Below are 18898 nucleotides of genomic sequence, written 5' to 3'. Positions count from 1 at the left end.
GAGCGAGGGAAGGCTCGGTGTAGCACCGGGCGGTTCAGCCCGCAGTGATGGGAAAATCGAAGCGCAGCTTTGGATACGGCTCATCCCGAAGCGTGTAGTGCCACCACTCGCGCGCATAATTCTTGAAGCCGCCGGCGCGCATGGCGTCGAGCAGCCTTTTGCGGTTTGCCGCCGCTTCTGCCGCCAATGGGCGATGGGCGGTTTCGCTTGCCGGGTCGAAACAGTCGAAGCTGGTGCCGAAACCGAGCGTGCCGGCGCCGGCCGCGCCGCAAGCGGCGGATGACTTGTTCTTGCCGTCGCTGCGGGCGATGGCGACATCGACGGTCGAGCCGCGCGAATGGGTGGACAATTCGCCGATATAGCCCTTGGCGATGAGGTCGCCGCGCGGCACCAGAGGGTACCATTGCGGATCGGGCGGGCCGCCCTCTCTGGTCCATTTGCCCATGTCGGCAACGGCGCGGGCCGGGCGGTAGCAGTCGAAGACGACCAGCGTCAGGCCGTCGGCGGCGAGCGCTTTCTGCACGCCGGACAGCGCTTGCGCAGCTTGCTTCGTGAGGATGCAGACCGGGGCGTCGTAGCCATCGGCCTTGCGATGCAGGAAATTTTCCAGGCCGGCATAGCGGATGTCCTGGCGGATCGAGGGATCGACATCGGCCAGGCGGACGAAGCCGGCGGGCAGGGGATCGGCGTGGGCGGGGGGTGCAACGAGGATCATCAGCGTTGCCGCCATGAAGCTTGCCAACGAAGGACAGCGCGAGGCACCCCCCTCTGCCCTGCCGGGCATCTCCCCCTCAAGGGGGGAGATTGGCGGTTTGGACCTCGCGCTTACTACTCGACCGTTGGAGATTGGCGAAGGCAGCGAGGCGAATAATCTCCCTCCTTGCGGGGGAGATGGCCGGCAGGCCAGAGGGGGGTGCCTCGCGCCGGGTCTCGGGCGAAGAAGCCCAATCCCCTGAATCGCTTGGCGCCATCTATTCAACGAACACCTTCACGCTTGCCGCGCGTCCCACGGCGTCGATGACGGTGAGCGTCGAATAGCCGGCGCCGTCGGGCAGCCAGGTCGCAGTGCGGCGGCGGTCGATGCCGACGAGCGGCTTGCCATTGGCCAGCCAGCGGAACGGCGCGCGGCCGCCTTGCAGTTTCAGCACCAGCGGCGAGGCCTCGGCGGAATTGGTGGCGAGATCGACGCGGGCGCCGTTGGGCGGGAAAATGATCGTTGGCGCCGGTTCCGTCGGGCCTGCCTGCACCAGTCCGTCGGCGCCGGCGCCGAAGCGCGCCAATGTCACCGGCAGGTCTTCGCGCCTGGCCTTGACGACGCCGGCCGGCTGGCTGGGCAACGGGACGGCGGTCAGGCCTGAACGGACGAAGCCCTCGAACAGGATGGGGGCGGCCGAGACATAGCCGGACAGGCCGGGCACCGCACCGGCATCGGCGCGGCCGACCCACACACCCAGCACGTAGCGGCCGTCGAAGCCGACCGACCAGGCATCGCGATAGCCGTAGGACGTGCCGGTCTTGTAGGCGATGCCGCGCTGCAAGGCGCCCTCAGGCGGCTTTACGCCCGACAATATGTCGGTGATCTGCCAGTTCGCCTGGGCGTCGAGGATGGTGGCGGTGGCGCGCTCGTCGTTGGCCGGCTCGGTGCCGTCATGCAGCGTGTTTGCCTTGCCGCCATTGGCCAGGCCGGTATAGAGCTGGACGAGATCGCGCAGCGTTACGCCGACGCCTCCGAGGCCGATGGCGAGGCCCGGCGCCTCGTTGACCGGTAGCACCGGGCTGACGCCGGCCTGGCGGAAGCGCGCCATCAGCCGTGCCGGGCCGACCGAGTCGAGCACGCGGATCGCCGGAACGTTGAGCGACAGCTGCAGCGCCTGGCGGATCGAGACATCCCCCTGATAGCCCATGTCGAAATTCTTTGGCCGGTAGCCGCCGAAATCGACCGGACTGTCCTCGATCAGCATTTCCTGCGCCACCAGCCCCTGCTCGAAGGCGAGGCCATAGATGAACGGCTTCAGCGTCGAACCGGGCGAACGCACGATCCTGGTCATGTCGATCCAGCCGGAGCGGCTGGCATCGAAGAAATCGGCCGAGCCGACTTCGCCAAGAATGTCGCCGGTGCGTGCGTCCGCCATCACCATGGCGACCGACAGGCGCGGGCCAAGCTTGATCGCGGCATCGCGCGCCACCTGTTCCAGCCCTTGCTGGACGCTTTTGCGGATCGTAAGCTGCAGTGGCTTGCCGGGCACGGCCTTGGGCAGCATGGCGTAGGCGGCGTGCGGCGCCAGCGCCGGCAATTTGCGGCGCAGGCCCGAGACATCGTCGAGGGCGGCGCGCGCGGCCTCGCGCTCGCCAAGCAGGCCTGCCGAAACCATGCGGGTCAGCACGCGGTCGCGGGCGGCATGAGCGATGGTGAGATTGCGGTCGGGCCGGCGCTTTTCCGGCAATTGCGGCAAGGCGACGAGCAGTGCTGCTTCCGAGACCGTCAGCCGCTTCGGCTCTTTGCCGAAATAGGCGAGCGAGGCGGCGCGCACACCTTCAAGATTGCCGCCATAGGGCGCCAAGGTCAGGTAGCGTTCGAGGATCTCCTGCTTGGACAGCCGCCGCTCGATCTGGATGGCACGCAGCATCTGCTTGATCTTCGAGCCGAGGCTGCGGTTTTCGCGTGGCTCGATCAGCCGGGCAAGCTGCATCGACAGGGTCGAGCCGCCGGAGACGATATGGCCGCTGGTGGCGAACTGGCCGGCGGCGCGCGCCAGCGCCAGCACATCGACGCCATCATGGTCCCAGAAGCGCTTGTCTTCATAGGTGACCAGCATGTCGACGAACTGCTTGTCGACCTGGTCGAGATGAGTGTCGAGCCGCCAGTAACCGTCCGGCGTGGCGAAGGCGCGCAACAGCTGGCCGTCGCGGTCCTGGACCTCGGTGCAGACGGTGAGCCTTCCGGGCAGCGGCGGCGGAAAAGCGCGGTCGAGTTCCCAGAGAGAAGCGGCAGCGATCGCCGCAAAGCCGACGAGGGAGGCGGCGGCGATGCCTGTTCGACGGAGAAATTTTCTGGAGAGCATGGTGGTGCCCTTCATCCGCCTGCCGGCTCCTTCTCTCCGCATAGCGGGGAGAAGGAGATGGTCGCGGACATCGGCGTGTTCATCTTCGTCAAGGCGCCTTACGGCGCCTTGATCTCCATCATGCCGGTGGCGGTGCGGGCCGAATATTGCGGCCGGTACATGTCCTCCACCGTGGCTGCCGGATGGGCATAGGTGCCCGGCGTTACCGCACGCACGACGTAGGCCAGCATGATGTTGCGGTCGCCATCGCCGTCATTGGGATTGAATGCCGCGACGAAACGGTCGTCGCGGAATTCGAGATGGGCCGCGTCCGTTTGCGCCAGCCAGGTGAAGTTCGACAATTGGGCGCTGGAGACAAGGCCCGGATTGTCGATCTCGAAGCCGGCCGGCAACAGGTCGGTGATCAGCAGGCGCGAAGGCCAGCGGTTCTGCTCGTAAACCTTGAGCACGACCACGTAGCGTTCGTTCTGCGTCGCCTCGGTGACGTTGGCTTCGGTGCCATCGAGCTTGTAGTAGGTGCGGTCGATGGTGAAGCCGTCGCCGCCGGCCGGCAAGGGCTCTACCGGCGAGGCGACCGTGGTGACGACCGCCTGCAGCGGCGTGGCGCCGGTGTTGGCGATGGTCAGCGGGCTGTCGGCAATGTCGGTGCCGCTGAGGTGGTTGGAATATCCACCTGCATGCGGCGCGCCGTTGACCGACAGCGTGATAGAGTCGTTGCCCGACTTCAGCGCGCGGGCCGCCAGAAGCATCCAGGACTCGTCCTGCGTGCTGGTCCAGCGGGCATCGGCGCGTTCCCTTGCCACCAGCCGGATCAGCTCCGGCACGATGGTCGGCACCGGCTTCGATTCGGCGGCGAGCGCCAGGATCGCGGCGCCATCACGCAGTCGCGAGCCATAGTCGGACCGGTAGTAGTCGTATTCGGTGGTCGACTTGGCCAGCTGCAGCGCCGTCTGGAAGGTTGCTTCCGAACGCTGCGCGTCGCCGTAGAGCGCCAGGCTCGCCGCCAACTGGGCGACGGCCATCGGGCTCGAGAAGGCTTCGAGCTTGGTGTCGGCGTAGTAGCGCAGATCGCCGACCGAGGCCTTCTTGTTGCGGGCCAGAACATAGAGCGCGTAGGCGATTTCGCTGCCGCGATCCTGGACGTCCTGGTCGTAACCGACCGAGTTTTGCAGATTGCTCAGCGCCTGGCTCATCGCCAGCGCCGGCACGTCGTAGTTCTGCTCGCGCGCCCGGGTCAGGAAGTCGGTGACGTAAGAGTCAAGCCACAGATCGCCGGAGCCCGGACCCCACAGGCCGAAGCTGCCGGCCGAAGCCTGGTAGCTCAGCACCTTGTAGATGGCGGCCTGCACGCGGCCGTGCAGTTCGGGATCGCTTTGCATGCCAACGCCGGACGCCAGATCGTTGACGTAGAGAAGCGGCATGGCGCGGCTGGTGGTCTGCTCGGCGCAACCATAGGGGTAGCGGTCGAGCGTCATCAGCAGCGACGGCACGTCGAAGGCGGCAGCCTGCGAAACGCCGACACTGATCGAGGCGCCGTCGAGCAGGCTTGCCGCGAGCAGCTCCTTGTCGACGCGCAGCGAGCCGCCATTGCCCTTGAGGTCGACGACCAGACGGGTGGTGACCGGCAATTGCGCCGGACGCACCGGAACATACAGCGTCTGCTCGACGGCGGTGCCGTCGCCATGGGCGAGCTTGATGGTGATCGAGGCATTGCCCGCCGTCTGTGCAATCAGCGGCACGGTCAGCGTCTGGCGCTTGCCCTTGGCCAGCGTCAGCTTTTCGGGCAAGGGCTTGTCGCCGGTCGAGAGGTCGCCGGTCGTGGCGATCGACAGGGCATAGTCGCCCTCCGGACCGTCGGTGTCGGCGACGTCGAGCCGCATGATAGCTGCATCTCCAGGCGCCAGGAAGCGGGGCAGGCCGGCAGTGATCACCACCGGATCGCGCACGATGACATCGGTCGTGGCATGGCCGACGGCCTCCTTGGTCCAGGCGACGGCCATGACGCGCACGGTGCCGTTGAACTGCGGGATGTCGAAGTCGATCCTTGCCTTGCCGTCGGCGTCGAGCTGGACCGGGCCGGAGAAGAAGGCGACCAGCTTTTCGGTCGGCGGACTGCCTTGCGGCTGCATCGAGGCGCCGTCGCCGCCGGTCCTGAGCTTGCCGGTGGTGCCGAGCGAGCCGTCGATGAGACGGCCATAGATGTCGCGGACTTCGAGCCCGAGCATGCGCTGGCCGAAATACCAGCCCTCCGGATCCGGCGCCTTGTAGTTGGTGAGGTTCAAAATGCCGACATCGACGGCAGCGACCGTGACATAGGCATTGCTGCCCGGCGCTACGCCGGCGACCGAAACCGGGATCGACAGCTGCTGGCGCGGCATCGTCTTGTCCGGCGGCGTCAGGGTGACGGCGAGCTTTTTCGAGCCTGGGTCGACCGTCAGCCATTTTACGCCGATGGCGCGCGCCGGCATGCGGGTTTCCTGCGCATCGCCGGGCCGGAACAGGGTTGCGGTGATGTAGGCGCCGGCGCCCCAGTCGTCACCGACCGGGATGTCGACCGTGCTGCCGCCGGCCGGCACGGTTGCCGTGACGGTCTTGAGCAGCTTGTCGGCGCCGATGGTGACCAGCAGTTCGCCGGCAAAATGCGGCGACACTTTCAGCTTGGCCACGTCGCCGACGGCATAGCTGTCCTTATCGAGAGCGATCTCGAGCCCGTCAGGCGTTTCGGTGGAGGTCGAGGAGACATACCAGCCGGCGTCGAACTCATAGCTGGTCGCCGGGCCCTCGGGATCGGCAGTCTCGATCTCGAGCCGGTACTGGCCCCAGTCGACCGGCATCGTCACGGTCGCCTCGGCATCGGCGCTGAGATCGACCTGGCCGTTGGCGATCGACTTGGTGAAGGTGACCGGTTCGTAGTTCCACGAGTTGTTGTTGCGATACCACTGGTAATTGCGTTCGACCTTGACCAGCGACCACTGCGCGCCCTTCAGCGTCTCGCGCTTGCCGTCGGGATCGACCGCGATGAGGCTGAATTTGGCGGTGCCGCCCTGCGGCACCTCATTGTCGGCGAAATCCGGACGAATGCCGATCATGTGGCCTTGCGGGCGGATGCCGATGTTGAGCGAGCGCTCGATGGCGCGGCCGCCGGTTTCGCGCATGCGAACCGTGACCTTGGCGTCGACCAGCTTGGTGGTCGCGGGCAATTGGTCGACCGTGACCGGGAAGGTCGCCTTGCCGTCGTCGCCGACCACCGGCAGACCGGTGAACGGGGTGACCGAAGGCTCGGCCGACTGCTCGTCGGCAAGGCCGAACGAATAGCCGGCGAAACGGTCCCAGTCGCGCGCCGTCGACAGCGTCAGCTCGCCTTCGAGCGCGAGGCCGGCGGCCGGCGCGCCATAGAGGAAGCGGCCGTCAATGTCGATGTTGGCGGTTTCGCCCTGTGCGATCTCCTGCTTGTCGGACTTCATGTCGAACTCGATGCGATCCGGCACGAAGTCTTCGACCAGGAACATCTGGCTGGAAACGGCCGCCTGCTTGGGATCGGTATAGATCGACACCGTCCAGGTGCCGCGCATGGCGTTGGCTTCCAGCGGCAGGTCGACGGCATAGCCGCCGGCCGAGATGCCATCGGCAACGATGCGGCGGTTCTCGACGCCGTCGGGACGGGTGAAGATGAAGGTCAGCGGCAGGTTTTCCACCGCTTTGGAGGCGCCGTCGCGGGCAAGGGCTGCGACATGCACATCCTCGCCGGCGCGGTAGATGCCGCGTTCGGTCCAGGCATAGACATCGAGCGCGCCCGGTGCGGCGCGTCCGGCGACGCCGCGATCGGACAGATCGAAGCCGGCGCGGCCCATGTCGAGGAAGACGAAATCGTTGTCGCCCTGCTTGGCCATCAGAACGGCCGGCACCATGCCGCCGTCGCCGCGCGTCAGGCCGGGGTTGAAGACAGCATGGCCTTCGGCGTCCGACGTGGCTGTGCCGAGGATTTCATTGTTCCTGGCCAGCAGCGTCAGTTCGGCGCCGGCGATCGGCTTGGCGGTTCCGAGCGAGCGGGCAAAGACATTGAGGCCATCCTGGCCGGTATAGGTCGACAGGCCGATGTCCGAGACGACGAACCACTGCGTGGCAAGCGAATTGTAATTGTCCTCGTCATTTTCATTTACCGCTTGCGCGGTCAGCACGTAGACGCCGGGCTTGCGCTGCGGCAAGGCTTCGTCGACCGGGAACGAAGTCGTGACGTCCTTGTTGAGGTCGTTGGCGATATCGAGCTGCCCCTGCCAGACCGGCTCACCCATCTGGTCGGAAATGCTGGAGATATCATAGCCGTCGAGCTGCTTCAGGAACTGATAGCCGGACAGAAGCTGCGCGAGCGAACGATCGCCGATACGGTAGAGCTTCATCTGCGCGGTGTTCATGTTGACGGTGACGATGGGGATGCCACGGCGGGCGCCGGCGGGCAGCACGAAGCTGTCGCCGGTGAAGCGGGCGGACGGCGCGCGGTCCTGCACATAGATCGACAGCACGACCGGAGCGGCGGTGACCTCGCCAATGGCGGCCGGCAGACCGGCGCGGAAGGTCACTTCGTAATGTTGGCCGTGCTCCAGGCCTTCGACGCAGATCTGCTTGTCCTTGGCCTCGACGCCCTTGGGCGGCTGGTTGTCGACGGTGACGAACTGGGCGTAGTCGACGCCGGTCTTGACCAGCTCCTCGGAAAACTGCGCGCAAATGCGCGGCGCGCTGGTGTCGGCGTCGATCGAGTGATCGATGACGCGGAAGCCCTTGCGGGCCTTGAGATCCTCATATTCGGCCTTGACCGCCGGCGAACTGACCAGCGCGAGGCTGGCTTCATAAGCCTGCAGGGCTGGACGGTAGAGATCGCGGCGGTCGAGGCCGTTGCCGAGCAGCGCCAGCACTTCGGCGCGGGTCTTGGTGGTGCGCAGCAATTTGTAGGCGTTGATGGCGGCGGAGGTACCTTTGACCGGCAGATTGTAGGATTCGGAGGTGCCGCTGGCCGGCTGTATGGCAAGCGTTTCACGCGCCAGACCGAGCCAAAGCTGGCCGTCGTCAGGCAGGACCGAGACCGCGGCCTCGTATTTGTTCATGGCCTGGCCATGGTCGCCGGTCAGTGCAGCCTGTTCGGCGGCGGCGCGGAGTGATTCCAGCCCGTCGGTCGGCTTGTCATAGGCCGGATCGGTCAGCTTGTTGCGGTATTGCTGGGCCTGGTCGGCCATCCAGTTGGGGAAGAAGGCGAGTTCCGGCGGGGCGCCGATATCGGGGTCGCCATCGACATTGACGACCTTGCCCGCGACCGCGCCGCTGAAGGGTTTCAACTGGTTATAGTCGGATTTTAGGAAGCACCATTTGGCCTTGTTGTTGTAAGTAAAGGCGCGGCAGGCGGGGTCGCCGAGGCATGTCGTCTTGCACTGATCGAGGCTGACATTCTGGTCCGATCTGAGATCGAAGCCGAAATAGTCGGAATTATTTGAGGTCACCACCCGGCGGGCTTCGGCCGCTTGCGCTACAGACCCCCAGGCGAAAACGAGAAGAATCAAGATCGACAGACCACGAGCCGCCGCGCGCATCGCCATAACACCCTCCAGACACTGCTACGTCCGCGGCATGTTCAAGCTTCAGTCAAGCTTGTCAACACGAGGACGGGCAGGTTTCCGCCCGCCAACGGTTCCCAAACCGGCCAATGACCGGTATGCCGATAGTTCATCCACGGGAAAGGGATCACGCTTTCTTGCGAAAACGCAGAAGGTGTGAATTCCAAGCCCTGCCTATTTCAGACAATTGGATTGTGGCCCCTTTACGAGCGCTTCAAAACTTCATTCCAATTTTAGTTTTGTAACCTAGGTTGTCCTGATGCCGGCGTATGAAGCGCAGATGTCGAAGGTAAGTGCGCCACGGCGCACGCTTTCGCGCGCGCTGATTGTGGCGTTGGCGTGCTCGAGCGTGCTCGTTGCCGAATCGGGGTCGGCGGCCGCCTTCGAGCTCTTCGGCATCAAATTGTCGGGCTCTTCGAATGACGAGGACGCCGATATCGTCGACCCGCTGCGCTATGCGGTGACCATCGAAGCGCCCGATGCCGACAAGGACTTGGTCAAGAAGCTCGAAAACGCCTCGTCGCTGAAATCCGACGAGGACCGCCCGGTTTCCGGCTCGCTCGGCCTTTTGGCAAAGGCGCGTAGCGACCGCGAACAGCTGGTCGCCGCGCTTTATGCCGACGCCCGTTATGAAGGCGTCGTCACCATCACCATCCAGGGCAAGGTGCTCGACGATTTGCCGCCCGATGCCGAATTTACAGGTCCGCAGCCGGTGCCGGTGGTGATCAGCATTTCGAGCGGGCCCAAATTCATACTTGGCAATATCAGGCTGGAGGGCGATGCCGCCGGGCTGGCGAGCGCCGATTTCGGCCTGATAGCCGGCGGCGATGCCGGCTCGGGCGCCGTGCTCAAGGCCGAGGCGCTGATCGTGCGGGCGCTGAAGCAGGAGGGCCGGCCACTGGCCCGGATCACCGACAGGCAGGTCGTGGCCGAGCACACCACCTCGACGCTCGACGTGACGCTGACGGTGGCCGCCGGGCCGGTTGCCGGTTATGGCGACACCACCGTCGATGGCACCGAGAAGGTCGATCGCGAGTTCACCGAATATATGACCGGGCTGAAACGCGGCCGGCAATATTCGCCTGACGAGATCGACGATGCCCGCGACCGGCTGCTGAGGCTCGAAGTGTTCAACAGCGTGACGCTGAAGGAAGCCGACAGTCTTGACGCCGACGGCAACATTCCGATCGGCGTTCAGGTCAGCGAGCGCAAACCACGCTATTTCGGCGTCGGCGGCACTTTCTCCAACACCGAAGGGCTAGGCCTGGAAGGCTATTGGGGCCACCGAAATCTGTTCGGCCGGGCCGAAAAGCTGCGCATCGAGGGCAAGATCAGCGGCATCGGCAGCAACGATCTCAGCGAACTCAACTACAATGCCGGCATCATGTTCGAGAAGCCGGGGGTGGTCGGGCCGGCCTCGAAATTCATCGCCAGCGTCAAGACCGTACTCGAACATCCCGACGCCTACGACCATTTTTCGGTCAAGGGCAGCACCGGCCTGTCCTATGAGATCGACAAGAAGCAGACGGTTTCGGCTGAAGTCGCGCTCGACTATTCCAGGATCACGGACGCCTTCGGCAAGCACAAATACCTGATCGCCAGCATTCCGCTGCAGTATGTCTATGACAATAGGGACAACCGGCTCAATCCGACCAGCGGCTTCAGGGTTCTGGCCTATGCCGAACCGAGCTACGACATTCTGAGCGGCGCCGCCTTCCTCAAGCTCAGGGGCGAGGGGTCGGCCTATCAGTCGCTCGACACGGCCTCGAAATTCGTGCTTGCCGAACGCGTCGCGCTGGGTTCGATCGTCGGCACCGGCCTTCAGAACGTTCCAGCCGACAGGCGCTTCTATTCCGGCGGTGGCGGCTCGGTGCGGGGCTATGCCTATCAGGGCATCGGACCGAAGGACATCGACAATCAGCCGATCGGCGGGCTTTCCTTCTTCGAAACATCGGTCGAAATGCGCATTGCGCTGACCGACACGATCGGCATCGTGCCGTTCGTCGACGCCGGCACTGTCTCGACCACAGCGACGCCGGACTTTTCCGACGTGAAGGTCGGCGCGGGCGTTGGCCTGCGCTACATCACGCCGTTCGGGCCGCTGCGCATCGACGCCGCCGTGCCGCTCAACCGCGACCGTGGCGACCCGCGTTTCGGCATCTATGCCGGGATCGGACAGGCGTTCTGACGATGAAGATTTTGAAACGCATCCTTCGCCTGTTTTTCTACACGCTGCTGATCGTGGCGGCGGCGGGCATCGGCGCGCTGGTCGTGCTGACCAAGACCGAGCGCGGCCGCGAAAATCTCGCCGGCATCATCTCTGACATGGCCTCGTCAAGGGACAGCAAAGTCACGGTCAGCGGCATTAACGGTATCTGGTCCGGCGCGCTGACGGTCGACCATGTCGTGCTGGAAGACCGCGAGGGCGCCTGGCTGGTGGCCCGCAAGGTGGCCATCGACTGGTCGCCGCTGGCGCTGCTGTCGAAGAATTTCAGCGCCGACCGCATAGCGGCCGAACGGATAGAATTGGCACGGCTGCCTGTGGCGAGCACCGAGCCGAGCAAGAGCGGGTCGGGCGGCCTGCCGGTTTCGCTTGATATCAGAGCGATCGATTTGCCGGAGATCGCGCTCGGCCAGCAACTTGCCGGCAGCGGCATTGCCGAACTTGCGGCCAAGGGATCGGCCAAGGTCGATGCGTCGCCACTGGCGATCCAGACGGTGCTCAACGTTACCCGCCATGACGGCAAGCAAGGCAATGTCGACGCCAACATCCACTTCGCGCCGGATGAAAGCAAGCTCGACCTCGATCTCAAGGCTTCCGAGCCGGCCGGCGGCATCATCGCCAACCTGCTCAAGCTACCCGGCGCGCCGCCGGTCAACATCGTCGTCTCGGGCACCGGGCCGCTGGCCAACTGGAGCGGCATCGGCACCTTCATGGTCGACGGTCAGATCGTTACCCAGCTCACCGGCCGGCACCAGCTCACCGACAAGGGCAACCGGATCGAGGCCAAGGGCGACGGTTCGTTCGAAGGCTTCCTGCCGGAACGGTTCAAGTCGCTGTTTGCCGGCAAGACCAGCTTCGACCTAGCCGGCACCGCGACCGCGGCCGGCGGCGTCGACATCGAGCGCGCTGCGATCGAGAGCGACGCAGTTCATGGTACCGCTGCCGGCATGGTCGACCCCAACGGCGCCAGCGACCTTTCGGTCGAACTCGTGGTCAAAGCCAAGCCGGTCACGGTCAATGCCGGTACCCAGGCGCAGCCGATCATGGTGGCCATCAACAATGTGACCGCGCGCGCCTTCGGTGACGGCAAGGCGCCGATGATTGACGCCAGCGCTTCGCTCGTCTCGGTGGTTGCGGGCGGTTCTCAGGTGAACAATCTCGATGCGCGGATCCATTCCGACGGTTTCGACATCGAGAACCGCAGCGGCCCGGTCAGCGTGTCGCTGGCGGCGGCCGGGCTGAAGACCGACGTCGCGACGCTGGCCCCGCTGGTCACCGGCAAGCTGACGGCCTCTCTTTCCGGCTCGATCAGCAAGGATGAGATCTCGCTCGATGAGGGTACGCTGCGCAGCGATGCGCTCAATGCCGGGCTGACGGCCAAGGTGGCGCTGGCCGACCTCGCCATGACGCTCAAGATGAATGCCGATGCGGTGTCGACGGCGCTGCCGCCGCAGATCAGTTCACTGCTTGGCGAACGGGTCAAATTCTCGGCGACCGCGACGCGCGATCCGCAGGGCTCTTTCGCCGCCAACTCGATCGAACTCACTTCCGGTTCGCTGAGCGCCAGCGGCACCGCCAGCGCGCAAGGCAGCGATATCCAGGCCGACATCAAGGGCAAGCTCGGCGACGTCTCGGTGCTGTCTTCGCTGGTCGGCGTGCCGATCGCCGGCGGGGTCGATTTCGCGCTGACGGCAAGCGGCGCGCGCAACGCACCGGATTTCTCGGTTTCGGCCGACAGTGCCAGCCTGACGGCCTCCGGCCGCACCGTCAAGGACATCAAGCTGACCGCATCGGGCAAGGCCGACATTGTGAGCCCGGCCGCAGATGTCTCGCTGACGGGCGCGGTCGACGAACAGCCGCTCGCCATCAAGGCGGCGCTGGTGACGAGCGATGGCAAGCGCTCCATCAAGGGGCTCAGCGTAGCGCTGGGCGACAACAAGGTGTCGGGCGACCTCACGCTCGATGAAAAATTCCTGCCGCTGGGGACGCTGACGATCTCCGCCCCCGATATCGCGCCGCTGGCGTCGCTGGCCGGGCAGACGGCGGCCGGCGATATCGGCGGCACCGTGGTGTTCGCCAAAGACGGCGAGGCTCCCACTGTCACCATCAATGCAGCCAGCGTGTCGATCGCGCGCGGTGATGTGGCAGCCAAGGCAGTCACCGTCAGCGCACTGATCGCCAACTATCTCAACAGCCCTGCGATCTCCGGCACGATCAAGGCCGAGAGCGTGACCTCGGGAACGACCGTCGTCAGTGGCATCGGCGTCGACCTCAAGCGTGACGGCGACTGGACGAATTTCACCGGCGGCGCAACCATATCAGGCATTCCGGCGACAGCTGCCGGGCGGGCGAAGATTGCCGGGGGCGCGACCAGCGTCGAGATCGCGTCCGGCGAGGCGACGGTGCGCGGCATCAAGGTGGCGATCGCCGAGCCGTCGAGCCTGACCATTGCCGATGGCATAACCAACATTCAAAGGCTGGTAGTCGATCTCGGCGGCGGCTCGGTGACGCTGTCGGGCACGGTGGGCCAGACGCTCGATCTGGCGGCGACCTTCTCGGCGCTGCCGGCTGCGCTTGCCAATGGCTTTTCGCCCGGCCTCGATGCCGCGGGCACGCTCGACGGCACGGCGCAAATCACCGGGCCGTCAGCAAATCCCGACATTCGCTTTAATGCAAAACTGGCCGGCGCCGAGACCAGCCAGACCCGTCAGGCCGGGCTCGGACCGCTCGATGTCGATGCGGCCGGCAGCTATTCGACGGCCGGCGGCGTCGTGCTGGATCAGGCGACGCTGTCGGGCCAAAAAATCTCCGGCAAGGCCGCCGGCACCGTCAACCCGAACGGCGCCAGCGATTTCGCGCTCGATCTGACATCGTCCGGTCCGAGCCTGCCGTTGACGCTGGGCAGCGCGGAAAGCCCGATCAAGCTCGAATTGCAGGCGCTGTCGGTGAAGGCGGCCGGGCAGGCTGCGCAAGCCAAGCTCGACATCTCGGCGGTACTGCCTTCGGTGGCGACGGATGACGCCAAGGTCGAGGGCATTGCGCTTGCGCTGCATTCCGATGCATTTGATCTGAGAAGCCGCACCGGTCCGATCTCGGGCACGGTGACGGCGGACAAGATCGGTCTGGACAATCCGACCATCGCACCGCTGATCGCCGGCAAAGTCACCGCCAAGGTCGCGGGCAGCCTGGCGGCCGATGCGATCACCATCGACAGCGGCTCGGTGCAGGGCGATGCGCTGGGCAGCGCCTTCAATGGCCGTGTCGGCTTTGCCGATGGAGCAATCGACCTCAACCTCAACGCCGACGTGCTGTCGGCGGCGTTGCCGGCGGCGGCGCGCAGCGTGCTGGCAGAGCGCACGCAGCTCAGCGCCACGCTGAAGCGGGATGCCAATGGCAATGTCAGCGCCAATCCGGTCACGCTGGCGTCGGGCGCACTGACCGCGGACGGTCAGGCCAGCCTCGCCGACAACAAGCTTAGCGCAAATATCAAGGGTGCACTGGCCGACATCTCGCTGTTGTCGAAAGATGCCAAAGGCGCGATCAGCTTTGCACTCAACGCGCAGGGGCCCAGCCTGGCCCCGGATCTGTCGCTGACGGTCAGCAGCGACCGGCTTCTCGTGGCGGAACGCGAAATCACCGGGTTGAAGCTGACCGCCACCGGCAAGGCCGATGCCGCCAATCCGGCGGCCAATGTGCAACTGACCGGCAATGTTGCTGGGCAGGCGCTGCAAGGCAGCGCGGTGCTGGCGACGGCGGACGGCAAGAGCGCCATCAACGGCCTGCTGCTGTCGCTCGGCAAGAACAAGATTTCCGGCGACCTTGCGCTCGACGAGGCTTTCGTGCCGGTCGGCACCATCGCGCTCGACCTGCCGGATATCGGGCCCCTGGCGGCGCTGGCGCTGGAAAAGGCCGAAGGCGACGTGCGCGGCACCATCGCCTTCTCAAAGACCGCGGATGGCCCGAACGTCGCCGTCAAGGCTGCGACCGCTTCGATTACGCGCGGCGACCTGCAGGCGAAGACGGTGTCGATCGATGCGCTGGTCGCCAACTATCTCGCCGCGCCGGTCATCTCGGGCAAAATTCGCGCCGACAGCGTCATTTCCGGCGGCACCGCCATCAGCGGCATCGATGTCGATTTGAAGCGCGACGGCGACTGGACCGGGTTTTCCGGCGGCGCCACCGTCAAGGGCATTCCGGCGAAGGCTGCGGGCAGGATAAAGGTGGCTGGCGGCACCACCACCATCGAACTCGCTTCCGGCCAGGCCACGGTGCAGGGCATCAAGGCGGCCATCGCCCAGGCCTCGACCGTCAGCATCGCCAACGGCACAACGACGCTGGACAAGCTGGTGCTCAATCTCGGTGGCGGCACGGCGACGGTGACCGGCAAGGTCGGGCAGGCACTCGACATCAGTGCCGCGCTGTCGAAGGTGCCGGCTTCGCTGGCCAACAGTTTTTCGCCGGGCCTCCAGGCCGCCGGTTCGATTTCAGGGACTGTGAAGGTGACGGGCGCGTTGGGCAATCCGGCTGTCGCCTTCGATATCGATGCCGGCGGGGTGCAGACCTCGCAGACGCGCAGCGCCGGTCTTGGCGGCATGAATATCTCTTCGTCGGGAACATTTGCCGGCAAGAAGCTCACCTTCAACGCCGACATCAGCGACGGCGCCGGGCTTGGCCTCAAGGGCGGCGGTACGGTGACGACGGCCGGCACACCAGCGCTGGTGCTCGACTTCAACGGCAAGGTGCCATTTTCCTTCCTGGCCGCCAAGCTTGCGGCGCAAGGCCTGTCGCTCAGCGGCACCGCCAACGTCAATATCCAGATGCGCGGCCCGGCGGCGTCGCCGGTGATCGGCGGCACGGTCAGCACGTCGGGCGCCCGCCTGGTCGACGCGCGCTCCGGCCTTGCCGTCAACGACATTGCCGCCGACATTTCGATCGGCAACGGCGTTGCCCGGATCAACCGGCTGACCGGCACGCTGTCGACACGCGGCAGCCTGTCGGCCTCCGGCACCCTCGGCATCAATCCGGCGCAAGGTTTCCCAGCCGATTTGTCTATCAAGCTGGTTGACGGCCGCTATACCGACGGCAGGGTGGTGACAGCCAATCTCGGCGGCGACCTGACCATCAAGGGGCCGCTCACCTCGGCGCCGGTGATTTCGGGCACCGTCAATCTGGCCAAGACCGTCATCACCGTTCCCGATAAGCTGCCGGGCTCGCTGGCAGCGCTCGGTGTCAAGCACAAGAACGCGCCCGCCTCCGTGCGGGCGCAGGACAAGGCCTTGCGACCGGCGGCGGCCAGCGGTGGTGGCGGCAGTGGGCTTGTCCTCGACGTCACGGTCAATGCGCCGAACCAGATCTTCATCCAGGGCAGGGGCGTCGATGCCGAGTTCGGCGGTTCGCTGAGGCTGACCGGCCCGGCGGCTTCGCCGCAGGCGGTCGGCACCTTCACCTTGCAGCGTGGGCGGCTGTCGATTCTCGGCAAACGGCTGACCTTTACCGAAGGCACGGTCGGCTTTTCGGGCTCGCTGGTGCCCTACCTCAACTTGACCGCGACATCGACCACGACCAGCGCCACCGTCACCATCGTCGTCTCGGGCGAAGCGACCAATCCGAAATTCGACTTCTCATCGGTGCCGGCGCTGCCCGAGGACGAGGTGCTGGCGCAGCTGATTTTCGGCCGCTCTATGTCGAACCTGTCGCCGCTGCAGATCGCGCAGCTGGCCGAGGCCGCCGGCCAACTGGCCGGCGTCGGCGGCTCGACCTCGCTGCTCGAAAGCCTGCGCAGTGCAATCGGCGTCGACGACCTGGATGTGACCACCGATGACCAGGGCGGCACCGCCGTGTCGGCGGGCAAGTACCTCAATGACCGCACCTATGTGACGATCCAGAAAGGCGACAGGCCAGGGTCGGGCAAGGCGACGATCGACCTCAATGTCGGACGCGGCGTCAAGCTGCGCGGCGAGGCCAATGATGGCGGCGAGGCCAAGGGCGGCATATTCTACGAAAAGGAATATTGAGTTCCTGGCCCTTACCGCCGCCGGAAATGGCGCTGTCTCAACCAGCCCAAAATGTATCAATACTCGCCTAAGCAGATTCCGGCGGAATCTGGGCGCGCTAGCACTTTTGCGCCAAGTCTGTCGTTATCACGCGAACCGCTCCCTTTTCAAAGTTGCACATTCCCTAACAGGTTCCGTAGCCATGCCGTCTTTGACATCACGGCAGGGATGCGGAATGTTAAAAGGCGGAAAGCCAACAATGGGAGTTAAGGTATGACAAATTACAAGAGTAATGGCGATCGCGTTCCCGATCACATCCTGGCCATGGCCGAAGAAGCCAAGGCAGGCAAAGTCGATCGCCGCGAGTTCCTCGCCATGGCCAGCGTGTTCGGCGCGTCGACTGCGATGGCCTACGGCATGCTCGGCGTAGCCGTGCCGACCCAAGCCAGGGCCGAAGAGGTGCAGGGCAAGAAGGGCGGCATCCTGAAAGTCGCGCAATGGGTCAAGGATCCCAAGGATCCACGCAAGGCCGACTGGTCGGAAATCGCCAATGCCGAGCGCCAGGCGCTTGAGCCGCTGGTCAAGTACACCAGCGAATACACGTTCCGCCCGTACCTTCTGGAGAGCTGGGAGGTCAACGACGACGCCACCGAGTACACGCTGCATGTGCGCAAGGGTGTGACCTGGTCGAATGGCGATGCCTTCACCGCCGATGACGTCATCTTCAATCTCAAGCGCTGGGCCGACAAGAAGGCCGAGGGCAATTCGATGCCTGGCCGTCTCGGCACGCTGGTCAAGGACGACAAACTCGACGAAAGCGCCGTGACCAAGGTTGACGACCACACCGTCAAGCTGAAGCTCGGCAAGGCCGACATCGCGCTCATTCCGAACATGTGCGACTATCCCGGCCTCATCGTGCACAAGAGCTTCGACGAGAAGGGCGGCGACTTCAAAGCCTGCCCGATCGGTACCGGCCCGTTCGAGCTCGTCTCCTACGATGTCGGCCAGAAGGTGGTCTACAAGCGCCGCGAGGACAACAAGTGGTGGGACGGCGAGGTGTTCCTCGACGGCATCGAATTCGTCGACTACGGCACCGATCCGGCAGCCATGGTCAGTGCCTTCGAGGCCGGCGAAGTCCATACGAATTTCGAGACCTCGGCCGACTATGTGTCGATCCTCGACGGACTGGACCTGGTCAAGTCCGAAATCGTCACCGCGTCGACCATCGTGTGCCGCACCAACATCAACAACAAGCCTTACGGCGATCAGAAAGTGCGCAACGCGCTGCAGTTGGCGGTCGACAACAATGTCGTTCTGCAGCTTGGCTACGGAAATGCCGGCACGGTGGCTGAAAACCACCATGTCTGCCAAATCCACCCGGAATATTACGAGCTGCCCAAAGTCGCTCGCGATCCGGCCAAGGCCAAGGCGCTGATGGCGGAAGCCGGCCAGGCCGACTTCGAGCATGAGCTGATAACGGTCGACGAAGACTGGCACAAGAATACCGGCGACGCCATCGCCGCGCAGATGCGCGACGCCGGCCTCAAGGTAAAGCGCACGGTGCTGCCGGGCTCGACGTTCTGGAACGACTGGACCAAGTACCCGCTGTCGATGACCAACTGGAACATGCGCCCGCTCGGCGTTCAGGTTCTGGCGATCGGCTACCGCACCGGCGAGGCGTGGAACGAGTCGGCCTATTCCAACCCCGAATGGGATGCCAAGCTCAATGCAGCATTGGCCGTTGCCGATGCGGCCAAGCGCAAGGAGATGATGAAGGACATCGAGCAGATCCTGCAGGATTCCGGCATCATGATCCAGCCATACTGGCGCAAGCTCTACAGCCACTCGGTCAAGGCGGTGCAGAATTACAAGATGCATCCGACCTTCGAGCGCGACTACGGCAAGGTCTGGCTCGACCAGGCGTGATCGGAACGTCAGGGAAGGGGCGCTTCGCTCCTTCCCGTCACGCCTCGCATGGCCCAGAACCGGAAGCCGCCGCAGCAAAAAGTTGCGGAC

6 protein-coding genes are annotated in these 18898 nt (G+C 64.9%); 3 read left to right on the top strand and 3 right to left on the bottom strand.

Going from position 1 to position 18898, the window contains the following annotated elements:
• Positions 1-34: 34 nt before the first annotated feature.
• The 3 genes from NKJ88_RS25740 to NKJ88_RS25730 form a co-directional block, all read right to left on the bottom strand.
• Complete coding sequence (locus NKJ88_RS25740) at positions 35-730, bottom strand: M15 family metallopeptidase (protein ID WP_023714805.1); 696 nt, start codon at positions 728-730, stop codon at positions 35-37.
• Positions 731-971: 241 nt separating this feature from the next.
• Positions 972-3077, bottom strand: a complete 2106-nt coding sequence (gene pbpC / locus NKJ88_RS25735) for a penicillin-binding protein 1C (RefSeq protein ID WP_031203746.1) — start codon at positions 3075-3077, stop codon at positions 972-974.
• Between the two features lie 83 nt (positions 3078-3160).
• Positions 3161-8647, bottom strand: coding sequence for an alpha-2-macroglobulin family protein (locus NKJ88_RS25730; protein WP_352446062.1), 5487 nt, complete (start codon positions 8645-8647; stop codon positions 3161-3163).
• A gap of 277 nt (positions 8648-8924) precedes the next feature.
• Between NKJ88_RS25730 and NKJ88_RS25725 the strand changes: the two genes are divergently transcribed.
• The 3 genes from NKJ88_RS25725 to NKJ88_RS25715 all read left to right on the top strand — a co-directional run bounded on the left by NKJ88_RS25725 (position 8925) and on the right by NKJ88_RS25715 (position 18808).
• Complete coding sequence (locus tag NKJ88_RS25725; RefSeq protein WP_352446060.1) at positions 8925-10853, top strand: autotransporter assembly complex protein TamA; 1929 nt, start codon at positions 8925-8927, stop codon at positions 10851-10853.
• Positions 10854-10855: 2 nt separating this feature from the next.
• Positions 10856-16903 (top strand): translocation/assembly module TamB domain-containing protein, encoded by a 6048-nt coding sequence (locus NKJ88_RS25720; RefSeq protein ID WP_352446059.1) that lies wholly within the window; start codon positions 10856-10858, stop codon positions 16901-16903.
• A gap of 252 nt (positions 16904-17155) precedes the next feature.
• Positions 17156-18808 carry an ABC transporter substrate-binding protein gene (locus NKJ88_RS25715; RefSeq protein ID WP_023668187.1) on the top strand — a complete coding sequence of 551 codons (1653 nt, stop codon included), beginning with the start codon at positions 17156-17158 and terminating at the stop codon, positions 18806-18808.
• Positions 18809-18898: the final 90 nt, after the last annotated feature.

The organism is Mesorhizobium sp. M0016 (assembly GCF_040324035.1).
Classification (GTDB): Bacteria; Pseudomonadota; Alphaproteobacteria; order Rhizobiales; family Rhizobiaceae; genus Mesorhizobium.
The sequence above is the reverse complement of the archived record's forward strand: the minus strand, read 5'-3'. Positions and strand labels throughout refer to the sequence as shown.